Source organism: uncultured Flavonifractor sp. (assembly GCF_944387675.1).
Taxonomy (GTDB): Bacteria; Bacillota; Clostridia; order Oscillospirales; family Oscillospiraceae; genus Flavonifractor.
On record NZ_CALXFV010000006.1, the window covers coordinates 1 to 20,480 of the forward strand.

The 20,480-nt window shown below is 62.1% G+C and carries 16 protein-coding genes; 4 read left to right on the forward strand and 12 right to left on the reverse strand.

The genetic code is table 11. The features are described 5' to 3' along the window. The 6 genes from Q0J74_RS01225 to Q0J74_RS01250 form a co-directional block, all read right to left on the reverse strand. On the reverse strand, positions 1–4,028 hold a 4,028-nt coding region (locus Q0J74_RS01225; protein ID WP_297209383.1), incomplete at its 3' end, for an InlB B-repeat-containing protein. A 302-nt stretch (positions 4,029–4,330) separates the two neighbouring features. Then, the gene (locus tag Q0J74_RS01230; RefSeq protein WP_297209385.1) at positions 4,331–6,214 is read right to left on the reverse strand and encodes an LTA synthase family protein; all 1,884 of its coding nucleotides are present in this window, start codon (positions 6,212–6,214) and stop codon (positions 4,331–4,333) included. A 92-nt stretch (positions 6,215–6,306) separates the two neighbouring features. Beyond that, positions 6,307–6,888: an ATP-binding cassette domain-containing protein gene (locus Q0J74_RS01235; protein WP_297209388.1), complete on the reverse strand. Its 582-nt coding sequence runs from the start codon at positions 6,886–6,888 to the stop codon at positions 6,307–6,309. After that, positions 6,885–7,574 carry an ABC transporter permease gene (locus Q0J74_RS01240; RefSeq protein ID WP_297209391.1) on the reverse strand — a complete coding sequence of 230 codons (690 nt, stop codon included), beginning with the start codon at positions 7,572–7,574 and terminating at the stop codon, positions 6,885–6,887. The genes Q0J74_RS01235 and Q0J74_RS01240 overlap by 4 nt, the downstream gene beginning before the upstream one ends. A 76-nt stretch (positions 7,575–7,650) precedes the next feature. After that, positions 7,651–8,694, reverse strand: a complete 1,044-nt coding sequence (locus Q0J74_RS01245) for an ABC transporter substrate-binding protein (RefSeq protein ID WP_297209394.1) — start codon at positions 8,692–8,694, stop codon at positions 7,651–7,653. Between the two features lies 1 nt (position 8,695). Next, positions 8,696–9,373, reverse strand: a complete 678-nt coding sequence (locus tag Q0J74_RS01250) for a Crp/Fnr family transcriptional regulator (RefSeq protein WP_297209398.1) — start codon at positions 9,371–9,373, stop codon at positions 8,696–8,698. A 121-nt stretch (positions 9,374–9,494) separates the two neighbouring features. Between Q0J74_RS01250 and Q0J74_RS01255 the strand changes: the two genes are divergently transcribed. Next, the gene (locus Q0J74_RS01255) at positions 9,495–9,785 is read left to right on the forward strand and encodes a hypothetical protein (RefSeq protein ID WP_297209401.1); all 291 of its coding nucleotides are present in this window, start codon (positions 9,495–9,497) and stop codon (positions 9,783–9,785) included. 143 nt (positions 9,786–9,928) lie between these two features. Beyond that, a complete protein-coding gene (locus Q0J74_RS01260; protein WP_297209404.1) occupies positions 9,929–11,044 on the forward strand; it encodes an LCP family protein in 1,116 nt (371 codons plus the stop codon). A 40-nt stretch (positions 11,045–11,084) separates the two neighbouring features. Here the strand turns inward: Q0J74_RS01260 and Q0J74_RS01265 are convergent, their stop codons facing one another. The 3 genes from Q0J74_RS01265 to Q0J74_RS01275 all read right to left on the reverse strand — a co-directional run bounded on the left by Q0J74_RS01265 (position 11,085) and on the right by Q0J74_RS01275 (position 14,569). Continuing rightward, positions 11,085–11,849 carry a polysaccharide deacetylase family protein gene (locus tag Q0J74_RS01265; protein WP_297209406.1) on the reverse strand — a complete coding sequence of 255 codons (765 nt, stop codon included), beginning with the start codon at positions 11,847–11,849 and terminating at the stop codon, positions 11,085–11,087. 62 nt (positions 11,850–11,911) lie between these two features. Beyond that, positions 11,912–12,589 (reverse strand): DUF2461 domain-containing protein, encoded by a 678-nt coding sequence (locus Q0J74_RS01270; protein ID WP_297209410.1) that lies wholly within the window; start codon positions 12,587–12,589, stop codon positions 11,912–11,914. 66 nt (positions 12,590–12,655) lie between these two features. Beyond that, positions 12,656–14,569 (reverse strand): VanW family protein, encoded by a 1,914-nt coding sequence (locus tag Q0J74_RS01275; RefSeq protein ID WP_297209412.1) that lies wholly within the window; start codon positions 14,567–14,569, stop codon positions 12,656–12,658. A 284-nt stretch (positions 14,570–14,853) separates the two neighbouring features. On the opposite strand from Q0J74_RS01275, the gene Q0J74_RS01280 reads away from it, so the two are divergent. Further along, positions 14,854–15,954, forward strand: a complete 1,101-nt coding sequence (locus tag Q0J74_RS01280) for a 5-bromo-4-chloroindolyl phosphate hydrolysis family protein (RefSeq protein ID WP_297209415.1) — start codon at positions 14,854–14,856, stop codon at positions 15,952–15,954. Positions 15,955–16,117: 163 nt separating this feature from the next. On the opposite strand, the gene Q0J74_RS01285 is transcribed toward Q0J74_RS01280, so the two are convergent. Both Q0J74_RS01285 and Q0J74_RS01290 read right to left on the reverse strand, forming a co-directional pair. Next, a complete protein-coding gene (locus Q0J74_RS01285; RefSeq protein ID WP_297209417.1) occupies positions 16,118–16,648 on the reverse strand; it encodes a cob(I)yrinic acid a,c-diamide adenosyltransferase in 531 nt (176 codons plus the stop codon). Positions 16,649–17,000: 352 nt separating this feature from the next. Then, on the reverse strand, positions 17,001–18,197 hold the full coding sequence (locus tag Q0J74_RS01290; RefSeq protein WP_297209420.1) for an acetate/propionate family kinase: 1,197 nt from the start codon (positions 18,195–18,197) through the stop codon (positions 17,001–17,003). 162 nt (positions 18,198–18,359) lie between these two features. Here Q0J74_RS01290 and Q0J74_RS01295 point away from each other — a divergent pair, with 162 nt between their 5' ends. Then, positions 18,360–19,529 (forward strand): tRNA(Met) cytidine acetate ligase, encoded by a 1,170-nt coding sequence (locus tag Q0J74_RS01295; RefSeq protein ID WP_297209423.1) that lies wholly within the window; start codon positions 18,360–18,362, stop codon positions 19,527–19,529. Between the two features lie 42 nt (positions 19,530–19,571). Here Q0J74_RS01295 and Q0J74_RS01300 read toward each other — a convergent pair whose 3' ends face one another. Further along, on the reverse strand, positions 19,572–20,450 hold the full coding sequence (locus Q0J74_RS01300) for a rhomboid family intramembrane serine protease (protein WP_297209425.1): 879 nt from the start codon (positions 20,448–20,450) through the stop codon (positions 19,572–19,574). Positions 20,451–20,480: the final 30 nt, after the last annotated feature.

Genomic DNA, 20,480 nt, shown 5'->3' on the forward strand with positions numbered 1-20,480 from the left:
TGGCTCCCCTCCGTCAGGCCGGTTTCCGTACAGGTGGCAGGTACCGCCGGGTCAACCACAGCCGTGTGTCCCAGGGCAGGAACTTTTTCTTGCTTCACAAGTACCTCACCACAGGCCGAGCAGTGGCTCCCCTCCGTCAGGCCGGTCTCCGTGCAGGTGGCAGGCTTCGCCGGATCGGTCACAGCGGTGTGTCCCAGGGCTGGGATTACTTCCTGCTTCACAAGCACTTCTTCGCAGGTTGAGCAGTGGCTTCCTTCCGTCAGGCCGGTCTCCGTACAGGTGGCAGGCCTCGCTGGATCAGTCACGACGGTGTGTCCCAGCGCAGGAATTTTTTCCTGCTCCACAAGTATCTCCTTGCAGACAGAACAGTAACTTCCCTCCGTCAGGCCAGTCTCCGTACAGGTAGGAGATACCGCCGGGTCAGTCACGGCGGTGTGGCCCGCAGCCGGGATTGTCTCATGTTTGATTTCGCTGCAATTTTGACAGGTAAACTGGCGGAGGCCGTTGGTCAGGCAGGTGTTTTCAGTCAGGACAACGCCCTCATCCCAGACGTGGACGCATACCTTTTTCCACTGGGCCACAACCGTCAGATCTTGCCCGGGCATGGTGGCGGGCAGCTCCGGACACCAGCCCTCAAAGGTATATCCCTCTAAAGTGGGCGGTTCAGGCGCGGGAACAGGCGCACCGTAGTCCAGGGTAAGCGGTTCTATCTGAGTACCATCCCCCGTGTCAAAGGTGACGGTATATTGGCAGATTTCCCAGCATGCGGTCAGAACTGCGCCCTCGTCCGGCACGAAATATCGCTCCGCGAGGGAGTGGAACTGTCCTGTTTCCTCTTTCCAGCCGGTATGCCTCCAGCCCTCCGTCTCCAGAATAGGCAGCGCGACCTGTGCGCCCGCCGGGGCATACAGGATCTGGCCGGCGACGTCCTCTCTGCCTCCAGCGCAGGTCACCGCCACACAGTCCAGATGCGCGCTGCCCTGCCCGCTTAGATACCGCCGTCCCGCTTCCTCATGGAGGGCGAACACCGACGCCCCGTTGTCCGCCCAGCCGGACAGAAGGTTTTGGGCATAGGTACCCCCGTTGCTCTGGCGCTTGGCCAGCTGAGCCAGGTTGACCCGCCGCTGGGTGCCGGTCACACCGGAAAAACCATCGGCAGCCTGCTCCAGGGCATACAGGGCATTGCCCCGCTCTTTCAGCACCTCCATGGCCGCATTTACAGCGAAGCCATTTGCCGCCGCCACTCCGTCGCCCTCCAAAAACTGCCATAGATAGCGGCCACTGTCATTGGAAATATATTTTTTGTTCAGCCAATAGACTCCGTTTACCCGATCCCAGGCAGCGGTACTGGACCAGGTGGAGGCGCCGTTTCCGTCGTCCATTTTTATGGCCAACCGGGCGGCGGAACTGGCATCCAGCAGCTCGGCCGCGTGCTCCCCCCACCAGGCCAGCAGCTCTCCCGCCCCCGCGTCAGACCGGCAGAGGGTGCGCAGCTCCTCCAGGCCGACCTGGGCCGTCCTGACCTGGGTCAGGGCTGCGGACACGCACCGGTAGCAGTCCGCCACAGCGGAGGAGATTGCGTCATAATAGCCCTGTTTCTTCTCTCCTTTGTCCGTGACGGAAACCTCGGTCCAGTAAAAACCGCCGTCGTCAGAGGCGCCCTGGAACTTGACCCCGTCCTTGTCGCCGGTCAGGGCATTTGCCGCATCGCTGTAGCCAGTGCCGTAGTTCTGGAAGCCCTCCAGAGAGAGGGGAGAATCCACATGATTCTGATCCCGCAGCGCCAGCGCCGCCTGAACCATTTGGGGAGACAGGTTTTGCTCCAGCACCTCCAGGGCATCTATCACTCGGCTCAGATCCAGGGCGCTGCACAGGGCGGAGAAGCCGGCGCGCAGATCGCCGGCGGCTTTTTCAGAAAATTCCGGGTCCCGCCACCGCTCCAATCTGGCCAGGCGCAGAGGACTTGGCGACACCTCTGCCGCCCAGCTCACCAATAAAGTATAGTTCCCTTCCGGCAGCGAGAGCACGGCCCCCTCTCCGGCAAAGTCCGCCGTCTGCGCTTCCCCCTCCGCTGGGGTGAGGGTAACGCTGACCGGAATCCACCGGTAACTGAACATCTTGTCCGTCGCCACGGCCACGGCCTCCGGAGCGGCGACACGCAGCAGTTCTCCTTCCTCCGCAGCGGTCAGGCAGGCGTCCCTGGCCAGCGGGATCTGATTCACCACCGTCAGCGCCCGGGTGCTGGTGTCCAGCTTGAGTTGGCGATATCCCTGGGCGTCTTCCCGCGACCGGAATGCACCGAATCCCTCCATGGTCAGAGTATTTCCGTTGCTGACGGCGATCCGCACCTGGGTCGTCCCGTCAAAAGAGGTGCTTGTCTCCACCGTGTCGCTGGAGGCAGACAGCAGGGCGGCATAGCTCCAATTTTCTGCGCCATCGTTCACATGGATCATGCAGGAGCCAAACACCTGGGCGGAGGAGAGGGAAAAGGCTTTCCAGGTGGTACCGGCAGGAAGGTCCACAGGTTCTTCCAGCGTGCGAATGAGATAGCCTATACCGCTGTCGGCGGTCACTTTCATGCGCCCGTCTTCATAAGTAACGGAGGCATTGCTCCCCGTCCATTTGGCCACCTCTGCCGGGTCGGTAAGGTCAAAATAGAACAGGGGCTGGGCCGACTGTTCAAAGTAGGTACCGGTAAACAGCAGTTCGTTTTTCGCCGTCCCGCCAGACAGGGCGCTGACATAGAGGGCGTCGCTGTCCATGGCTATGGAACCTTCTTCCAGGTCCACCACGGTACCGGCATTGCAATAGGCGGCCACACTGGCCGTGTCGCCGAACAGGTAACCGTCCTCCACGGTAACGCACCCACCGCCGGAGGCGTTGTCCACCGCGTAGGAGCCATACAGTTCACTGGCACGGACAGTCAGTTCTCCGCCGCCGACCAGCTCCACAGCGCTGGACACATAGCGCTCCAGTGCCTGCCCGGCCAGGGCGGTTCCCTCCACCAGCATGCTGTCCAACGTCAGGCAGCTTCCCTCCACAAGGATAGCTCCCGGCCTCTCTCTGCCCAGAACTGCCGCCAGAGTACCGTCCGCCACGTCCAGATCACCGGTCTGAATGGTGCCGTTGGTGAGCGTGACAGTGCTGCCTCCGGTGACCTGCACAGCATGCTGACCATCCACAGCGGTGAGCACCGCCCCGCCCAGATCCAGTGTCAGGTCCTTGTCTATGGTCACACTGTCGGTAAAATCACCGCCCGTCCAGCGCACCACACCGCCGGACTCGGCCTGATCAATCTCTCGTTGCAGCCCATAGGGAAGCACGGTTATCGTGAGCCGCTGCTGGAAGTTCCGGTTCGCCCCGGCCTGAAAAATCACATCCACTTCCACTGGCTCAGTGGTCTCCGGCCCGCAGGCCGTGGCCGTCACGGTGCCGTTTCCGTTGTCGGTGACCGCCAGCAGATCAGGCCGGGCGCTGAGAACGGTACAGCTCTTGCTGTCAGGCAGGGAACAGTTCTCCTCCCAGTCGGCATAGTCCACCGTGGTCTCCCCGGCATATTCAATGGTGACCGACCGCCCCTGGTACACCACGGTCTGGTCGGCTTTCAGGGTAAACCGGCTGATCAGATGGGCATAGAAATAGGCGCTCTGCCCCGTTCTGCTGGTCAGTTTGACTCCTACCGTCCAGATGTTGCAGGCGCTCTTCCACAGGTCGGGAAAGGCAAAGCTCACCCGGCCGTCCCCGGTGACAGACTGCTCGGGTAGTTCACTGCCGCCAGCACACCCCAGTTCCTCGCAGGTAAAAAATCTGCCGCTCTCCCCTTCGCCCCGGGTACCGTAGAGCAGCACCTGCACCGAGCCTTCAAACTCCGTGTCTTCAATCTCCACATAGACCCCCGCCGGATCCGTGGTAAAGCCCAGCTCACTTACCCACGGGGAATCTGTCTCCGCCTCCGCCGCCATCCGTGTTCCGGCCAGGAGGCAAAGGGCCAGCAGCAGCGGACGCATACCTCTCCACATCGTCTTCATATGCGCATCTCCTTCTCTATCTTTGCTTTACAGCTGTCCCTGTCAGGCGGGATGCGCAGGCTTATCTTCCGCACCCAGTCCGCACCAATCCTCTATACACTTGTCGGCGCCCCGCCTCTTCACCTCCCTTCTATCCGGGGCGCTTATTTCTTTTATTGTATCATTTTCTTCTATATTCTTCAATATATTACATTTTTATTATAAAATATAAATTTTTTATAACCAGAATCTCCCACGTCTAAAACATACTCCGCTGCGGGGCTCCTGGGGAGTCTTCTCCCGGGAGCGCCGCGGCGGAGTATTCAGGCCGGCTCTTCTGTTGTCAGGCGGAAAAAGGGATCCAACCGGTGGGACTTATCGAAAATGTTGTTGTACAGCAGCATCTGATAGCCCTGTGCCGCCTCCTCCAGGTCGGCGGGCAGCGCCTCTCCCGCTCCATACCAGCCGCCCCGGCCATCTCCCACCCCCACGGTGTTGAGGACGGGGACAGTCTGCCACAGCTCCAGCAGATATTTCTGATAACCGGTCATGGGCAGGTTGGCGGTATCCATCAGCAGGGCGGAGAGGTAATTGAGGGAGAGCTCCACCCCCTCCGCTTCCGGAATGTCGTAGTTGGCCCACAGGAAAAAGGGGACCATCTGCTTTTTCTGGGCCAAGGCGGCGTCCGGATTCTCTCCCAGCACATCGGTGTAAAAGTTGGTGGCCACCTGGGGTTGGTGATCCCCGAAAAAGAGAATCATGGTGGGTTCCTCCACCTGGGAGAAATAACCGATCAGAGTTTTCAGGGCCTGGTCACTCTGGTAGACGAGGGAGAGATACTGATTCACCGTCTGGAACCGGCCCTCCAGTTCCCCGGTAAGCCATACCTCCCGAGGCAGATTGTCCCAGGCCATCTGGTAGCCGGAGTGGTTCTGCATGGTGACGTTGAAGAAGAACAGGGGTTCTCCCGACTTCTTTTCCTCATAGAGGCGGATCAGGTTCTCATAGTCGCACTGGTCGGTAACATATCCTGTCCTGGCATCTCCCCGCATATAGGTACGGTTCTGGAAATCGCCCTCAAAATATACCTGGTCAAACCCCAGCTTGCCGTACACCGACGGTCGGTTCCAGCCGGAGGAGCGGTAGGGGTGGGCGGCAATGGCGGTGTAGCCCAGGGCCTTCATCTGACCCACCAGGGAGGGATCCCCATCGGATACGTACATCTGATAGGGAACCGTACCGGCGGGGAGGTAGGCGGTGGTGTTCCCGGTGAGAAACTCATACTCCGAGTTGGCGGTGGTGCCGCCAAACACGGAGGAGTAGGCGTAGCCTTTGATGGTGTTTTCCCTCAGGGACCGGAGGAAGGGCATGGCGTCCCGATTGGTCTCCACCCCCGGCAGCACGGTGAGGTCGGAAAAGGATTCGTTCATGATGACAATGACATTTACCGGACGGGTCATCCCGTCCGGGTCCGCCACTGTGGCGGACCCCCCGTCAGAGGCGGTTCCGTCCGTCAGCTGCTCCAGCGCCCTCTGGGAATAGCCCTCCGGCTGCTCCACCCGCATGTACTTCAGACACACGGTAAAGTTGAGGAACAGTCCATTGCCCCGGGTGGTCCACATGGATGGTTCGATACCCTGGCTCTCCACAAAGCCGGTGCCGAAGAAGACCGCCAGCACCGCCCCGGCAATGCCCACCGGAGGCAGAAAGCGCCGCCAGGCAAAGGGGATGCGCTCCTCCCTGGGCAGCAGGAAGAGGGCCAGCAGGGCCAGCACCAGGATGAGCAGGGACAACAGCTGCATTCGGTCCAAGGTGTAATCGTAGTTTCCCGCCACATTGACCGCAGTCCCCAGGGTGAGGAAGTCCCCCGGAAACAGGGTGCGGCCCCGGAAGGAAATCAGGTAGTGGTTGGCCAGCCCGAATCCCCAGGCGATACCCAGGCCCCACTTGGCCGCCGACACCCGGCGGCCCCGGGCAAAGTAAAATATCAGCTCCAGCAGGTAGTACCAAATCAGGTTGAGGCCAATCTGGATCGGGGAGAAATCCCGCCATGGGTCGTTATAGTTCAGATACTCTACCAAGGTGAATGCCAGCAGAGGGGCCAATACCAGCACACCCCGGCCGATCCAGCGGTACTTTTCCTCCGACAGGGTCACTCTGGGCCAGCGGAATCTTCTTTTTTCTCTTGTCACCGTGGAATTTGTCATATTTTTACGCTGCCTTTACCCCATATGATGGTTGACATTGTAGCACAAAAGAGCGAAAGCGCAAGGCGCTTTCGCTCTTTTTAATCAAATCTTTATCTGGCCTTCACCGCCAGGGGCGGCCCGTCCAGGGGAATAACCCGGTCGCACAACTCCACCACCGCCTGCTCGTGGCTGGACAGGAGTACCGGCACACCCAGCGCCCGGATGCGCGCCAGAATGCGGGCGGCCCGGGGGGCGTCCACTCCGGTGAAGGGTTCGTCCAGCAGCAGCAGGTCTCCACCCCAGGCCAGCGTCCGGGCCAGGGCCAGCCGCCGGCCCATTCCGCCGGACAGGCATCCGGGTTCGGACCGCGCCTCCCCCTCCAGCTCCACCAGCTCCAGCCACCGCTTCACCTCCCCCCGGCGCTGCCGGGGGAGCACGTCGGCAATGTGCTGCTCCACCGTCCGCCAGGGCAGCAGCCGGTCCTCCTGGAAGAGGATGGCCGGCCGGGGCGGGACATGCACCTTACCGCTCTGCGGCACCTGAAGTCCCGCCAGCACCCGCAGCAGGGTGGTCTTGCCGCAGCCGGAGGGGCCGGACAGGGCAGTAAGGCCGGCGTGGGGAATTTGCAGGGAAAAGCGCTCCAGCACCGTCTTTTCGCCAAAACGCACTGTAATATCCTGTACCGCGATCACGCCTTCTCTCCCCCCATCCGCCGGAACAGGGCGCCCATGGCCCGCTCCAGAACAAAGCTCAGCACCACCACCGTCACTGTCCAGGCAAAGAGGTCCGGGGTCTCCATGGTGATTTTGGCCCGATAGAGCCGGGTGCCGATGGCAAGCCGGGGCAGGCACAGCACCTCTGCGGCCACCCCCGCCTTCCAGGCCAGGCCCAGGGCGGTGGCGCAGCCGCTGGCAAAGTAGGGCAGCACCGACGGGACGTAGATCAGCCGGAGGGTCTTGCCCCGGCCGAAGCGGTAGGCCCGGGTCAGCTCCAGCAGCTTTCCGTCGGTCTGAGCAATTCCCTTGCCCACATTGCCCCACAGCACCGGCAGCACCATCAGGGCGGAGACAATGGCGGGTACCAGCCCGGTGGTGGGCGACCAGAGGAGCACCAGCACAATAAAGGAGGCCACCGGTACCGCCCGCACCACTTTTACCGCCGGCGTAAGCACCCAGTCCGCCGGGGCCAGGGCAGCGGTGGCCACCGCCGCGGCGGTCCCCAGTACGGCACCCAGGGCGAACCCGGCAAAGATCCGCCCCAGGCTCATCCCCGCCGCCTGCCAGAAGGCGGGCTGGACCGCCAGCGCGACCAGCCGTCCAGCCACCGCCAGAGGGGCGGGCAGGAGCAGGGCGCCGTAGCCTCCGGTACGCCAGTCCATAAAAGCCGCCCCAAGCTGCCAAACCCCCAGCCAAAAGGCCAGGGGTATGACAACGCGCAGGATTCTGTTCCGGCGATTATTCCGCGATGTAGTAGAAGGCGTCATCGGGGATGGACCCTCCAATGGAGGCGGGGTCGGCGGCAAAGAGCACCTCATAATAGCTGGAGATGGACTTCATATCCTGCCCCGCCACAAAAATCATGTTGGCCTGAGGGATGGCGGCCTGGGCAATGACCGCCTTGGGGACGATGCCGTATTGCTCGATGAGGGCGGCCCCCTCCTCGGGATTGTCCTTGATGTAGTTGATGGAGGCCTCATACTCGCTGAGGAAGGCCGCCACCGCCTGGGGGTTCTCCTGGGCAAATTCGGTGCGCACCACCACGCAGCCCATGGTAAAGGTGCCGGCGGCCCCGGCGTCCGTCCAGGCGTCGCTCAGGTCCACGGCGTCCCGCACCTCGCTGTTCTGCATCAGCACGGTGGTGGCGGCGGGAACGGGCAGCATGCACAAGTCAATCTGGCCGGAGGCCATGAGGGAGGTGACTTCCTCGCTGGTCTTCCACTGGATGTCCACATCCGTATCCGGGTCCAGGCCGTTCTCCATCAGCAGATAGTCCAGCACATACTCGGTGTTGGTCCCCTGGTTAATGGCATAGAGGGTCCGGCCGGCCAAATCGGCCAGGGAATTCACCGTGTTCCCCTTCTCCAGAATGTGGAGCACTCCAAGGGTATTCAGGGCCAGCAGCTGCACCTTGCCGGTCTTGTTGTACAGGTTGGCGGCCACATTGGTGGGCAGGGCGGCGATGTCCAGCTCTCCGTTGTTCAGCTTAGGCAGAATGTCGTTGGCCGGGTCGGAGCCCAGGGTGACGATGTAGTGGTTGACGGTCTCGCCGGCCTCATTGTCGGCCAGCAGCTTGGCCCCGCCCATGCCGGTGGGACCGTTGAGCAGGCCCAGATTGATGTCGGTACCCGGCTCGCTCTCGGGAGCCTGGCTCTCCACCGCCGCCGGAGTGGTCTCTGCGGCGGGAGGGGTGCTCTCCGTCTCGGGGACATCCTTGGGACCGCAGGCGGTCAGGCCCAGAATCAGGGCCAGCGCCAGGGTCAGGGAAAACAGCTTTTTCATTCTATCCGCTTCCTTTCTGCATGTGTGTCAAACCCCTCTGATCCAAAATGCGGATGGCGCGTCCCTGGTGGGAGACGGTTCCCTGGTCCCTCAACTCGTCCAGCGCCCGGTACAGGGAGGCGCGGCTCACCCCCAGCCGGCCCGCCAGGCCGGTGAGGGAGCAGTCCAACGCCACCTCCCCGTCCCTCTCATGGGCCAGCAGATACTGGGCCAGCTTCCGCTGGGCGGTGCCTGCGGTCAGCGCGTCAATCTTTCCGGAGAGAAACCAGATCCGCTGGGAGAGATAGGTGACGTAGTTGCGCCCCACCTGGGGCCAGCGCTCCATCCACTCCTCCATGAGGGCCTGGGGCAGCAGCAGCAGCCTGCACCGGGTGCGGGCGGTAAGGGTGGTGGCATAACCGCTGTGCTGATCAAACAGAGCCGCCGCCCCAAACAGATCCCCCTGGCGCAGCACGCTCATAATCAAGTTCCCCTTGTTTACCTGCACCGTTCCCTCCAGCACCACCCCCAGGCAGCGCTGAAAATGTCGGGGGTCGTAGATTACCTCTCCCTTTTCCGCCTGCTGGCGGAGCGTCCGCCGGTCGGCCAGCATCTCCTCCAGCGCCGTCTCCGGCACTCCCTGAAACAGGAAGGTTCGAGACAGCAGCTTCTGTAAGGCCGCCTCGTCCTCTGTCCTCACCCGTATCCGCTCCTCATTTTTGTCTCAGATGATACAGTTAGTCTACCATGGTTTTGGAAAAAGTCAAGCGCCATTTTCCAGTCTTCCCCATACAATGGGTTGAACAGGAGGTGAAGCATCCATGGCAAGCTGCTGTCAAACCCGGGAGCAGGTGCTGGACCGAGCCCGCCGGGCGGCGGAGGAGCTGCGCGCCCGCAGGACGCGGGAGGGGGCGCTGGAAGAGGCGGAGGAGCCCATGAAGCGGTACATACATCCCATTCCCTGCTGCTGCCCCGGCTGGAGCGCGGGAAGCGGAGTGGAGCTGGACGGCGTACTGGAGGCCCTGGCCCGGCAGAACCAGCTGCTGCTGGATCTGCTGGGGTCGGTAAACGCCCTCAGCGCGGCGGTGCTGAGCATTCAGTCCCGGCTGTGAAACGGGCCTGCGGCAGGCGATCTGCCGCAGGCTTTTTTCTGACATTCTTCTGAAGATGTGCAACTTTCTCTTGTCAGACGGCGTCTAATTGGGTATACTGAAAACCAGCTGTTGACATAATAAATGAGAAAGGGGCGCCTCCCATGGCCCAGAGAGGGAGAACAACCAGAAGAGCCGCACACATTCAGAAAAAGCCCACCCTGTCTCCTCTCCGGCGGGCGGGGCGGATTTTCTACTGTCTGCTGGTGACCCTGTCCGCCGTGATTGTGGTCACCTATGCCGGCCTGCGCATCGCGGCCCGGCCGCCGGAGCAGGCGGAGGAGCCGGCGCCTCCGGTACTGGAGGGACAGAGCACCCCCCTGCCCGGTGAGAGCAGCCAGCCTGAGGCCTCCCAGGAGCCGGCTATGGAGCGGAAGGAGTTCACCTACACCTTCCTGCTGGTGGCCAGCGACCAGGTCAGCGGCAATACCGACACCATGATGGTGCTCACCTACGACACGGTCAACCAGACCGCCGGCCTGGTCTCCCTTCCCCGGGACACCATGATTGACGGGGTGAAGCAGTCGGATGGCAGCCACTTCTACAAGCTCAACGGTGCCTATGCCTATAACGGCATTCAGGGGCTCAAGTCGGAGGTGTCCAAACTGTTGGGCATTCCCATCGACTTCTACGTGAAGGTGAACACCCGCGGCTTTGTACGCCTGGTGGACGCCATCGGCGGGGTGGACTTTTATGTGCCGGTGAATATGAACTATGAGGACCCTGTCCAGGATCTCTACATCCACATCAACAAGGGAATGCAGTGGCTGTCCGGTACCGACGCGCTGAAGGTGGCGCGCTGCCGCCAGAACTCCTACTACGACGAATCCGACGGCAAGTGGAAAACCGTGCCGGTGTATGCAGATTCGGACATCGGCCGCACAGAAACCCAGCGCAACCTGCTCACCACGGTGCTGAAAAAGGCCCTGTCCCAGCCCCAGAACCTGCCCACCTATTACGACATCTTTTTGGAGAATGTGGAGACCGACCTGGAGATGGGAGATCTGCTCTACTTTGCGGAAAAGGCCCTGTACTTTGATTTCTCCAGCAATCTCACCACCTCGGTGCTGCCCGGGGACGGCACGGTGAAGTATCACGGCATTGACTGGTGCTACGAGCTCTATCCCGACCAGCTGCTGGAGCTGATCAACACCCAGGGTATCAACCCCTACACCACCGACATTACCGCCGATATGCTCACCATCGCCCAAAAGAACTGACAGGCGCCCTGCCGCGGATGCGGCAGGGCGCCTTGGCCTGTTAGGGGTAGGCGTTCCAGTAGCTCTCACCCGCCTCCAGGGAAATACCCCGGGCGGCAAAGAGCTCCTCGATGGTGCAGAAGTAATAGCCCTGGGTATGGAGGGCGTCCACAATGGCCAGGGCGGCTTCCACCGATTCCGGGAAAATGTCATGCATGAGGATGATGCCCCCATCCCGGGCCTCGGTCACCACCTCCTCAGTCACCCGCCCGGTATCCTGGTCCCGCCAGTCCTCCGGGTCAATGGACCACAGGATAATGGGGCAGCCCGCCCAGGCCTTCACGCTGTCGTCCAGAATACCGTAAGGCGGGCGGAGCAGAAAATCGTTGTGCTCCAGGGTCGCCCTCAAAATCGACCGGGTCTTCTCCACCTGGGCGTCAAAGTCCGCCCGGTTCAGCTCGGTGAGCTGCACGTGGTCAAAGGTGTGGATTCCGATCTGGTGTCCCTCCCGGTCCATCCGCCGCACCACGTCCCGGTTGTCCTCCACCTGGGCGCCGATGAGGAAAAAGGTGGCCTTCACCCCCCGCTCCGCCAGGCCGTCCAGCAGCGCGGTGGTGGTGGAGCGCCGGGGACCGTCGTCAAAGGTCAGGGCGATGAGCTTCCTTCCGCCGTCCTCCACCGGCTCCTCCGTTTCTGAAACCGGCGCGTCCGCCGCCACGCTGGCCTCCCGCCGCCCGTACCAGGCCAGGAGCATTGCCCCGGCCAGAGCAAAAAGCAGCAGCAGGGTCCAGCCGGACCACCGCTGCCGCCTCCCATTCCAGTTCATTTCCCGCCCGCCGCCTTTCCGGAGGTATTTCGCCTCCACAGTATGCGCGTCAGGCGGGCTTTTTATTCCCCTCGCGGGTCCGGATCTCCCTCCAACAAATCCAGATACTGGTAATATGGCAGTAAAAATTCGTAGTCCGCCACCAGGGCGTCCGCCAAATCGTGGGACCAGAGCAGCTGACAGTGAGCCTCCTCATGGCCGAGGCTGAAGCTCTTTTTGGCGTACCAGGGGGCCAGCGCCGGAGCCGACGGGGTTTTGGGCCGCCGGTACTCCGGTCCCTCCAGCACGAACCGGTCCTGCCGGTTCAGCCGACGGGTCAGCTCCTCCATGGGGGCCGGGTCCCGGTCCATCCGAGCCCGGAACTTGGCCATGGTCAGGGCGGGCGCCTGCCAGAAGCCCATGCCGCAGGACCAGTTGTCCGGGGTGAGCTCGAACCAGAACACCGGGGCAAACGCCCCCTCCTCATGGGGACGGAGCAGGCTCATCCACAGGTGGTCCTTATAGGGTCCCCGGCCGAAGAGCCGCCGGGCGTCCCGGTAAATGCGGGACACCTTGCTCACCAGGGGCAGGTCGGGATGCCTCTCATGAAAACGGTCGTATACCTCACTGCTGAGGGCTTTCATAGGGGCCAGCAGGTGGGTCTGGTACTCCTCCTTGTGGGCCTCAAACCAGCTCCGCTCGTTGTTAAACCGGATGCCCCACAGGAAATCCACGGTGGCACCGGAAAAGCCTTGAAACATGCTGTTCTCTCTCCTTTGTGAAAGTCATGCCCCCCGGCTGGGCCGGGGGGCATGGGCGCGCTTTTGTCAGGCGGCCGGACTCTCATCCACCGGCTCCATCCCCGGACCTGCGGTGGCTGTGGCAGGGGGTGTGGGTTCCGCCGAGGGGGCGGCGCTGGGCGAGGTACTGGGCGTATCCGCCGGCGTGGGGCTGGCCGAAGGGGCGGTGCCGGGCGTACCCGCCGGCGTGGGTGTGGCCGCAGACGTGGGTGTAGCAGCCGGAGTGGGTGTGGCCGCAGGCGTGGGTGTGGCCGCAGGCGTGGGGCTAGGCGTCGGACTGGGGGTGGGCGTTACCGGCGTCAGGGTCATCAGGCCGGTGGAGGTGTCGATACCCAGCCGGGCAGCGTCCGCCGGGTTGTAGTAGTACACCGCGTCGGAGGCCTTGTAGGTGTTGCGATAGAGGAAAATAGTGTCCACCGTATTGCCGTTTTGATCCACCAGCTTCTGATACACGTCCACGGTATAGCCGTTGTAGCGGCTGTAGTTGGGGTCCCGCTGAGGCTCACTGCCCACGGGGATGGTATCCTTGGGCTGATAGGTGTTTTTGTAGGGTACCTTGGAGATGACCACGCTGTACGGTTCCCCGTGGATGCCGGTGGTGTCGGTGCCGTAGATGGTCACATGGAGGTAGTGGCTCTTGTCCTGATAGGCCTCAATCTTGATGGGGTACTCGGTGTTGTTTCTGAACCGGAAGTCCAGCTGGTCGCTCCACACGGTGGCGTCGGTGCCGATCACCGGCATATAGCCGCCGTTGAAGGCGTGCTTGTTCCGCTCCACAATCTCCAGATTGGCCTTCAGGGTCACCCAGTACAGGGTGGAGGAGAGCTGGCAGATGCCGCCGGCGGTGGCGTCGATGCTCTGTCCGTTCTGATAGGTACCCGCCTTCTTGTAGCCGCTGGCCAGGGTATAAGGTCCGCAGTGGTCGTTGTAGGAGAACACCTCCCCGGGCATCAGAATGGCACCGTTGACCCGGCTGGCCGCCAGGTCGATGTTGTCCCACCGCTCGGAGGGGCTGGAGCACTTGGTGGAGCCGGAGCCCAACACATCCTTGAACAGGTTGGCCTCCAAAATCTCCGTGGTAATCTTGGGCTGGGTGAGGGTGACGGGTATGGCCACATCGCTTCCCTCCGCCGCCTCGTTCAGCAGCTGCCGGGCTTCTTCCACATTGAAGTCCACCCCGGTGACCGAGGAGACGATCTCATAGGTGTCGGCGTCCAGATAGGCATCCGCCGCCGGCACACAGATTTCGCTCTGGATGGCGGCAAAGTCGGGTTCCGCCGGGGGAGCGGTGGTGACCTGGGTCTCCACGGGACCGTAGCCCGCAGGCTCGTCATTGGACAGATAATGGCCCATCCGCTCCTCCAGGGCGGCGGTGAGGGCCTGGGTGTCGATGGTACGGCCGGTAATGCCCTTGTGGAACACCAGCTCGTTGTTCTCAAAGGTCCAGGTGGTCTGAGTCTCCTGGTCGGCACACTCCTGGATCGCCTGCTCCACCGCCTTTGGGGTACCGGCAAGGCCGACGGAGACGGAATAGCTCCGCCCGGAGGTCAGGGCCGCCAGATACCGCCCGCCCCGCAGGAAGAAGCTACCGCTCTGGTCGGAAGCGGCGGTCCCCACCGCATCCTCCGTATAGACGGTAAAGGCGGGGCCGGGGACGGCATAGGTCCGGCCCTCACAGGTGAACTCCACCGACTGCCCGGCCAGGGTCTCCGCCATGGCCTGCTCCAGAGTGGTCACCGCCTGCTCCCGGGTCTGGCCGCTCACATCCACGCCGCCGATGGTGGTATTGGGCCAGAAGGCATTGCTTCCGGCCCAGGCGCACAGACCTACATACCCCCCGGCCAGCGCCAGCAAAACAATTAAAATCACGATCAAAACGGCTCTGCCCTTTCCCGGCTTCCCGCCGGAGGGCTGCACCCGTTTTCCTTCCACACTTCCCATTGTATTCACTCCAGAGGTTCCGCGCCTGAGGCGCGGTTCGGTGGTTTTGGGGGCTGATCGCCCTTCAATGTCCTTCATTATAGTTACTTCGGCGGGGAAATGCAATTACAGAACGGTTACACCCGGAGGCGGGAAACCGCTTTACAGGCCGGAGATTTCGCGGTATCATAGGATCACGCTCATCTTTCATCTTTTTTAAAGAAGTTATCCAGCGAATCTTTAACACTTCTGTGATACAATAACAGTAATCACAAATTCATCTAGCTACGAGAGGGGCATGGCCCATGGCAAGCTATCAAAACCACAACACACCGGATTCCCAGGAGCTGATCTACTGGATCATCACCGTTGTTCTGCTGGTCAGCGTCTGGCCGGTGGGTCTTTTCCTGCTGCTGCGCAAGCTTCTGGGGGGAAACAGGCGCCGGCGGGTCAACACCTACCAGCCGCCCCGCCGGACCGCGCCCGGCACTCAGGGAATGCCCACCACCCGGCAGGGTAAGCCTCTGGACCTGAACCGGGGCAAGGGAATGACGGTGGCCGGTATCGTCATCGCCTTCCTCTTCGGCATCGCCCTGGTCAGCGGCTTCCCCGTGGTGGCGCTGGGTACCAGTCTGTTAAATGCCCTGGCCGTCATGTCCCCGGTGATCGGCTTTTTCCTGGGCGGCCTGGCCCTGACCTGGGCGGGCGCCCGGCGTACCAAGCAGGCCAGGCGGTTCCGGAAATACTTAGCCCTCATCGGCAGGCGGGAGAGCGTCTCCATCACCACTCTGGCCCAGGCCATGCCCACCACTTTCCGCAAAGCCTGTGCCGATCTCCAGGATATGCTGGACGACGGCATTTTAGAAACCGGTTATCTGGACATGTCCACCGGCCGGCTTATTCTCAGCGACGAGGGGCTTCAGGACCAGCCGGAAGAGAGGCAGGAGGAGGCACCCCCGCCGGAGGACACCCCCCTGGACATGAACGACGACAACGCGGTGCTGGGAGAGATCCGGCGGCTCAACGACGATATTGACGACGAGGTGATGAGCCGGAAAATCGACCGCATCGGGGAGATTACCGGCAAGATCTTTGCCTTCCAGAAGCAGCATCCCAACCGGGCGGGCCAGCTGCGCAGCTTCCTCAACTACTACCTGCCCACCACCCTAAAGATCCTGAAAGCCTATGCCCGGATGGAGGAACAGGGCGTGGAGGGAGAGAACATCCGCTCGGCCAAGGAGCGCATCGAAGGGATGATGGATAAGGTGGTGGATGGCTTTGAAAAGCAGCTGGATAAGCTCTTTCAGGATGACGCCATGGACATTGCCACCGACGTGCAGGTGCTGGAGCAAATGCTGGAAAAGGACGGCCTGTCCGGGGACGGCGGCATGACCTTGGGCGGCTGAAAAACCGGGGGCGCAGGTCTGAGACCTGCGTCCCCGGTTTCAGTCTGTCGAAAAGCCTCCCCCGCAGGGAGCCTCGCAGCGTTCTGTCACCCGCAGGCGGCAGAATAAAGAGGCCAATCCGTCATGTAGCCTTTCATGCAGCCTTTTTCGACAGTCTCTTTTCTTAAAACTCAATTTCCTTGCGGGCCATAACGCCCTTGTCGTAGGGATGCTTCTCCTTCTGGACGTGGGAGATATAATCGGCTCGGTCGGCCAGCTCCCGGGGCAGGCTGTGGCCGGTGATGACCACCTCCAGCGCCTCCGGCTTGTTGTCCAGAAAGGCGCACAGCTCGTCCATGGGCAGGAAACCGCAGGCGGCATCGACGGCCTCGTCCATCACCAGCAGGCGGGCCTGCTGATCCGCCGCCAGCGCCACGGCCTGCCGGAACAGCTCCTGACAGTTGACGGCGGTGGCCGCCTTCTCCTCCTCGTCCATCTGAAAGGTAAACTTGTGGATGTCCTTGGTACGCAGCACCGTCAGCTCAGGAAAGCGCTGGGCCGCCTTCACCTCGCCGCTGGCCCCGTTCTTCAAGAACTGGGCCACAACCACCTTCCGCCCCCATCCCGCGCAGCGAAAGGCCAGCCCGAAGGCCGCCGTGGTCTTTCCCTTCCCGTCTCCATAGTAGATCTGGATCAGTCCCTGTTGCTCCGACATGGTGTCACCTCGTTTTGGATTGTTTCTTTCAGTATACCAGAGCCGGTCCACCTGCGCAATACGTAAGCGGATTGGGTTCACAATTCGTTTACATAACTTTCAAACTCTGTCCAACATCCCGATGGAAAACGGTGGTATCTTATAGTCACAGCCAAGTCAGAAGAATAAAGGCGGGCGCCGGGAACGCGCGGGAGGAGATATGCCATCCGTGGCGCGTTCAAGCCACCGGGCAGCCTTTGTGACTGCCCCCCGGCTGTGGGGGCAGACCAGAGACAACACGCGGCCGCGTGTGCAGATAGAAGAAAAACGGCCCGGGGCTTTCTCCAAGTCCCGGGCCGTTTTTTGCGCTGTCTCAGCCGTTGACGATGGCGGCGGTATCCATGGCGATCATCAGCTCCTCGTCGGTGGGGATGAGGAGGACCTTCACCCTGGAGTCGGGGGCGGAGATGACAGTCTCCTTACCCCGGACGTTGTTGGCCTCGGCGTCCATCTTCACGCCCATGAACTCCAAGCCGGAGGCGGCGGCCATGCGGGTCCTGGCGTCGTTCTCGCCCACGCCGGCGGTAAACACAATGGCGTCCACTCCACCCATGGCGGCGGCATAGGCGCCGATGAGCTTCTTCACCCCGTACCGGAAAGCGTCCAGCGCCATGGCGGCCTGCTGATTGCCGCCCTCGGCCGCGCTCTCAATGTCACGGAAGTCGGAGGACACGCCGGAGATACCCAGTACGCCGGACTTCTTGTTGAGGATGTTCATCATTTCCTTCATATCGTACCCGTACTTGTTCATCAGGTACTCCAGAATGCCGGCGTCCAGATCGCCGGAGCGGGTACCCATGGGCAGGCCGGCCAGGGGGGTGAAGCCCATGGAGGTGTCCACGCTCTTGCCGCAGTCCACAGCGGCAACGGAGGAGCCGTTGCCCAGGTGGCAGGTGATGATCTTCAGCTCCTCCATAGGCTTGCCCAGCATGGCGGCCGCCCGGGCGGAGACATACCGGTGGGAGGTGCCGTGGAAGCCATAGCGGCGGACCTTATCCTTCTCATAGTACTCATAGGGCAGAGCGTAGATGTAGCTCTTGGCGGGCATGGTCTGATGGAAGGCGGTGTCGAACACGGCCACCATAGGTACGCCGGGCATCACCTTCTCGCAGGCCTGGATGCCGGTGATGTTGGCGGGATTGTGGAGGGGGGCCAGGGGGATGCACTCCTCCAGGGCGGCCATTACGTCGGCGGTGATGAGCACGGAGGAGGCAAACTTCTCGCCGCCGTGAACCACCCGGTGACCCACCGCGTCAATCTCAGAGGCGCTCTTGATGACGCCGTGCTCGCTGGAGAGCAGGGCGTCCAGCACGGACTGGATGGCCTCGGCATGGGTGGGCATGGGAATCTCAAACTCATACTTGGCGTCCTTGGCGGGAATCTTGTGGGTCAGGCGGCCGTCGATGCCGATGCGTTCGCACAGGCCCTTGGCCAGCACCTCCCGGGTCTCGGGGTCCATAAGCTGATACTTCAGGGAAGAGCTGCCGGCGTTGATAACCAGAACTTTCATTGAGTTCATCTCTCCTTACTTCTAAACTACGGCTTGTGAGTCAACCCGTTGTGTAGTAAAATAAACTCGCTCGTATTATTTTATCCCTTTTTCCCCAAAAGGACAACCCGCATTTTGTTAGAAAGCAGGATTTTTTTCCTCTTTCTGTTTGGAGGAACGGCTATGGCGGTCGCCGGCATCGTGGCGGAGTACAATCCATTTCATCTGGGCCACGCCTTTCACCTGGCCCGCACCAAGGCGGCTCTGGGGCCGGACGGGGCGGCAGTGTGCGTAATGAGCGGCCACTGGGTCCAGCGGGGGGACTGCGCTCTGGCGGACAAGTGGACCCGGGCGGCACTGGCCCTGGCGGGGGGCGCCGATCTGGTGCTGGAGCTGCCCACCCCCTGGGCCATGGCCTCGGCAGAGGCCTTCGCCCGGGGTGCGGTGGGCCTGCTGGACGCCACGGGAGTGGTGGACGTGCTGTCCTTCGGCAGCGAGGCAGGGAACCTGGCCTCTCTCCAGGCCGCCGCCGCCGCCATCGACAGCCCTGATTATCCTCAACGGCTGAAGGCGGCCCTGGCCCAGGGTCTCTCCTTCCCCGCCGCCCGGCAGGCGGCGGCCGGGTGCGCCTGCCTGTCCGGTCCCAACAACAATCTGGGGGTGGAGTACCTGCGCGCCCTGAACGCCCTGGGCAGTACCATTACTCCCATGACGGTGGCGCGCCTGGGACCGGGCCACGACAGCAAGGAGGAAGCAGAGGGCTTTGCCTCCGCCTCCCACATCCGCACTCTGCTGCGGGCGGGCCGGACCGAAGCGGCCGCACCCCTCCTGCCGGAGGACGCGGTGGAGGCCCTGGGTACGCCCGCCGCCCTCACCTGGGCGGAGCGGGCGGTGCTGGCCAGGCTGCGCACCATGGACGAGGCGGACTGGACCGCGCTCCCCGACGGCGGCGGGGCGGAGGGTCTCCCCGCCCGGCTGGCCCGGGCGGCCCGGGCGGCCCAGTCCCTGGAGGATTTTTACGCCCTGGCCAAGACCAAGCGGTACACCCACGCCCGGCTGCGGCGGCTGGCGGTGAGCGCCTTTTTGGGTCTGAAAAAAGAGGATCGCCCGGAGGCGGTCCTCTATGTGCGGGTGCTGGGGCTCAACGGGCGGGGTCAGGACCTTCTGCGCAGGATGAAGGAGACCTGTTCCCTCCCCATCCTCACCAAGCCCGCCCAGGCCAGGAACCTGGACGGTCCGGCCCGGGTTCTTTTTGAGCGGGAGTGCCGGTACACCGACCTGTACGGCCTGTGCTTCCCCATCCCCAGGCCCTGCGGCCTGGAGTGGACCACCAGCCCGGCAGCACACGTTTAAAGGCGCGGCGGGCGGCCCTATGGCCGCCCGCCGCGTATCCGTTCATTCAATGTGCACGTGGTTGTGGATGTGCTCCGAGCAGTAGCAGTAGTAGCCGTTGCACTTGGAGCAGTAGCGAAACTCCTCGTCGGGATAGTCGGTGTCGGTCTTGCCGCAGACGGCGCACTTGTGGAGGTAACCCTTCTGCTGCTGGGCCTGGCGGGTGGCTTTCTTGAAGTTGATGGTCTGTTTGGAATTTTGGTGCTTGGTGGTACCCACAATCCGCCGGAAAAAGGCGGAGATGTCCGACCAGAAAAACAGGGCGTAGTTGATCCAGGAGGCCACCAGAGCGGGGAGGAGCAGCGGCAGGAAGACGAGCAGGAACACCCGGTTCATGCTCACAATGTCCCACAGCTCCACAAATACATAGAACACCGCCAGCCACTTGGCCTTTACCGGCAGAATGAAATAGAACCGGATCTGGGCGTCGGGAAAGAGGGTGGCAAAAGCCAGAAACAGGGTGGAGTGGACGGAGGACAGGGTAATCATATAGCCCATGGTCCCGCCGCTCCAGAAATAGGTGACGATGCTGGCCAGGAAGGTGAGCACCGCGCCGCACAGATAGAAGAGGTTAAACTTGGCAGTACCCCACTGGGACTCCATGGTGTTGCCCAAAAAGTAATAGAAGAATAGGGACACCACAAACCAGATGGGTTTGCTGGCATCGGGTACGAAGACAAAGGTCACCAGCCGCCACAGCTCCAAGTGGAGCAGGCTGGCAAAGTCCAGGCCCAGTAGCATGGTGGCGTAGCCGTTGGAAAACAGGTCCAGCAGGTAGACCACCACATTACCCACCAGAATATAGTTGATAAGATGGGGAATGCCGAAGTGAGGATGGCTGTACGCGAACCGGTCCAGCCAGGTGTCAACGGATCTTCTCAAAGGACGTTACCTCCCAATCCAATACGGTAC

What these genes read in the sequence shown, in the direction of transcription:
- Q0J74_RS01240 (WP_297209391.1), bottom strand. Translation starts at nt 7,574, where the DNA reads ATGGACTGGCGTACCGGAGGCTACGGCGCCCTGCTCCTGCCCGCCCCT.
- Q0J74_RS01245 (WP_297209394.1), bottom strand. Translation starts at nt 8,694, where the DNA reads ATGAAAAAGCTGTTTTCCCTGACCCTGGCGCTGGCCCTGATTCTGGGC.
- Q0J74_RS01265 (WP_297209406.1), bottom strand. Translation starts at nt 11,849, where the DNA reads ATGAACTGGAATGGGAGGCGGCAGCGGTGGTCCGGCTGGACCCTGCTG.
- Q0J74_RS01295 (WP_297209423.1), top strand. Translation starts at nt 18,360, where the DNA reads ATGGCGGTCGCCGGCATCGTGGCGGAGTACAATCCATTTCATCTGGGC.
- Q0J74_RS01260 (WP_297209404.1), top strand. Translation starts at nt 9,929, where the DNA reads ATGGCCCAGAGAGGGAGAACAACCAGAAGAGCCGCACACATTCAGAAA.
- Q0J74_RS01285 (WP_297209417.1), bottom strand. Translation starts at nt 16,648, where the DNA reads ATGTCGGAGCAACAGGGACTGATCCAGATCTACTATGGAGACGGGAAG.
- Q0J74_RS01290 (WP_297209420.1), bottom strand. Translation starts at nt 18,197, where the DNA reads ATGAAAGTTCTGGTTATCAACGCCGGCAGCTCTTCCCTGAAGTATCAG.
- Q0J74_RS01280 (WP_297209415.1), top strand. Translation starts at nt 14,854, where the DNA reads ATGGCAAGCTATCAAAACCACAACACACCGGATTCCCAGGAGCTGATC.
- Q0J74_RS01230 (WP_297209385.1), bottom strand. Translation starts at nt 6,214, where the DNA reads ATGACAAATTCCACGGTGACAAGAGAAAAAAGAAGATTCCGCTGGCCC.
- Q0J74_RS01255 (WP_297209401.1), top strand. Translation starts at nt 9,495, where the DNA reads ATGGCAAGCTGCTGTCAAACCCGGGAGCAGGTGCTGGACCGAGCCCGC.
- Q0J74_RS01275 (WP_297209412.1), bottom strand. Translation starts at nt 14,569, where the DNA reads ATGGGAAGTGTGGAAGGAAAACGGGTGCAGCCCTCCGGCGGGAAGCCG.
- Q0J74_RS01270 (WP_297209410.1), bottom strand. Translation starts at nt 12,589, where the DNA reads ATGTTTCAAGGCTTTTCCGGTGCCACCGTGGATTTCCTGTGGGGCATC.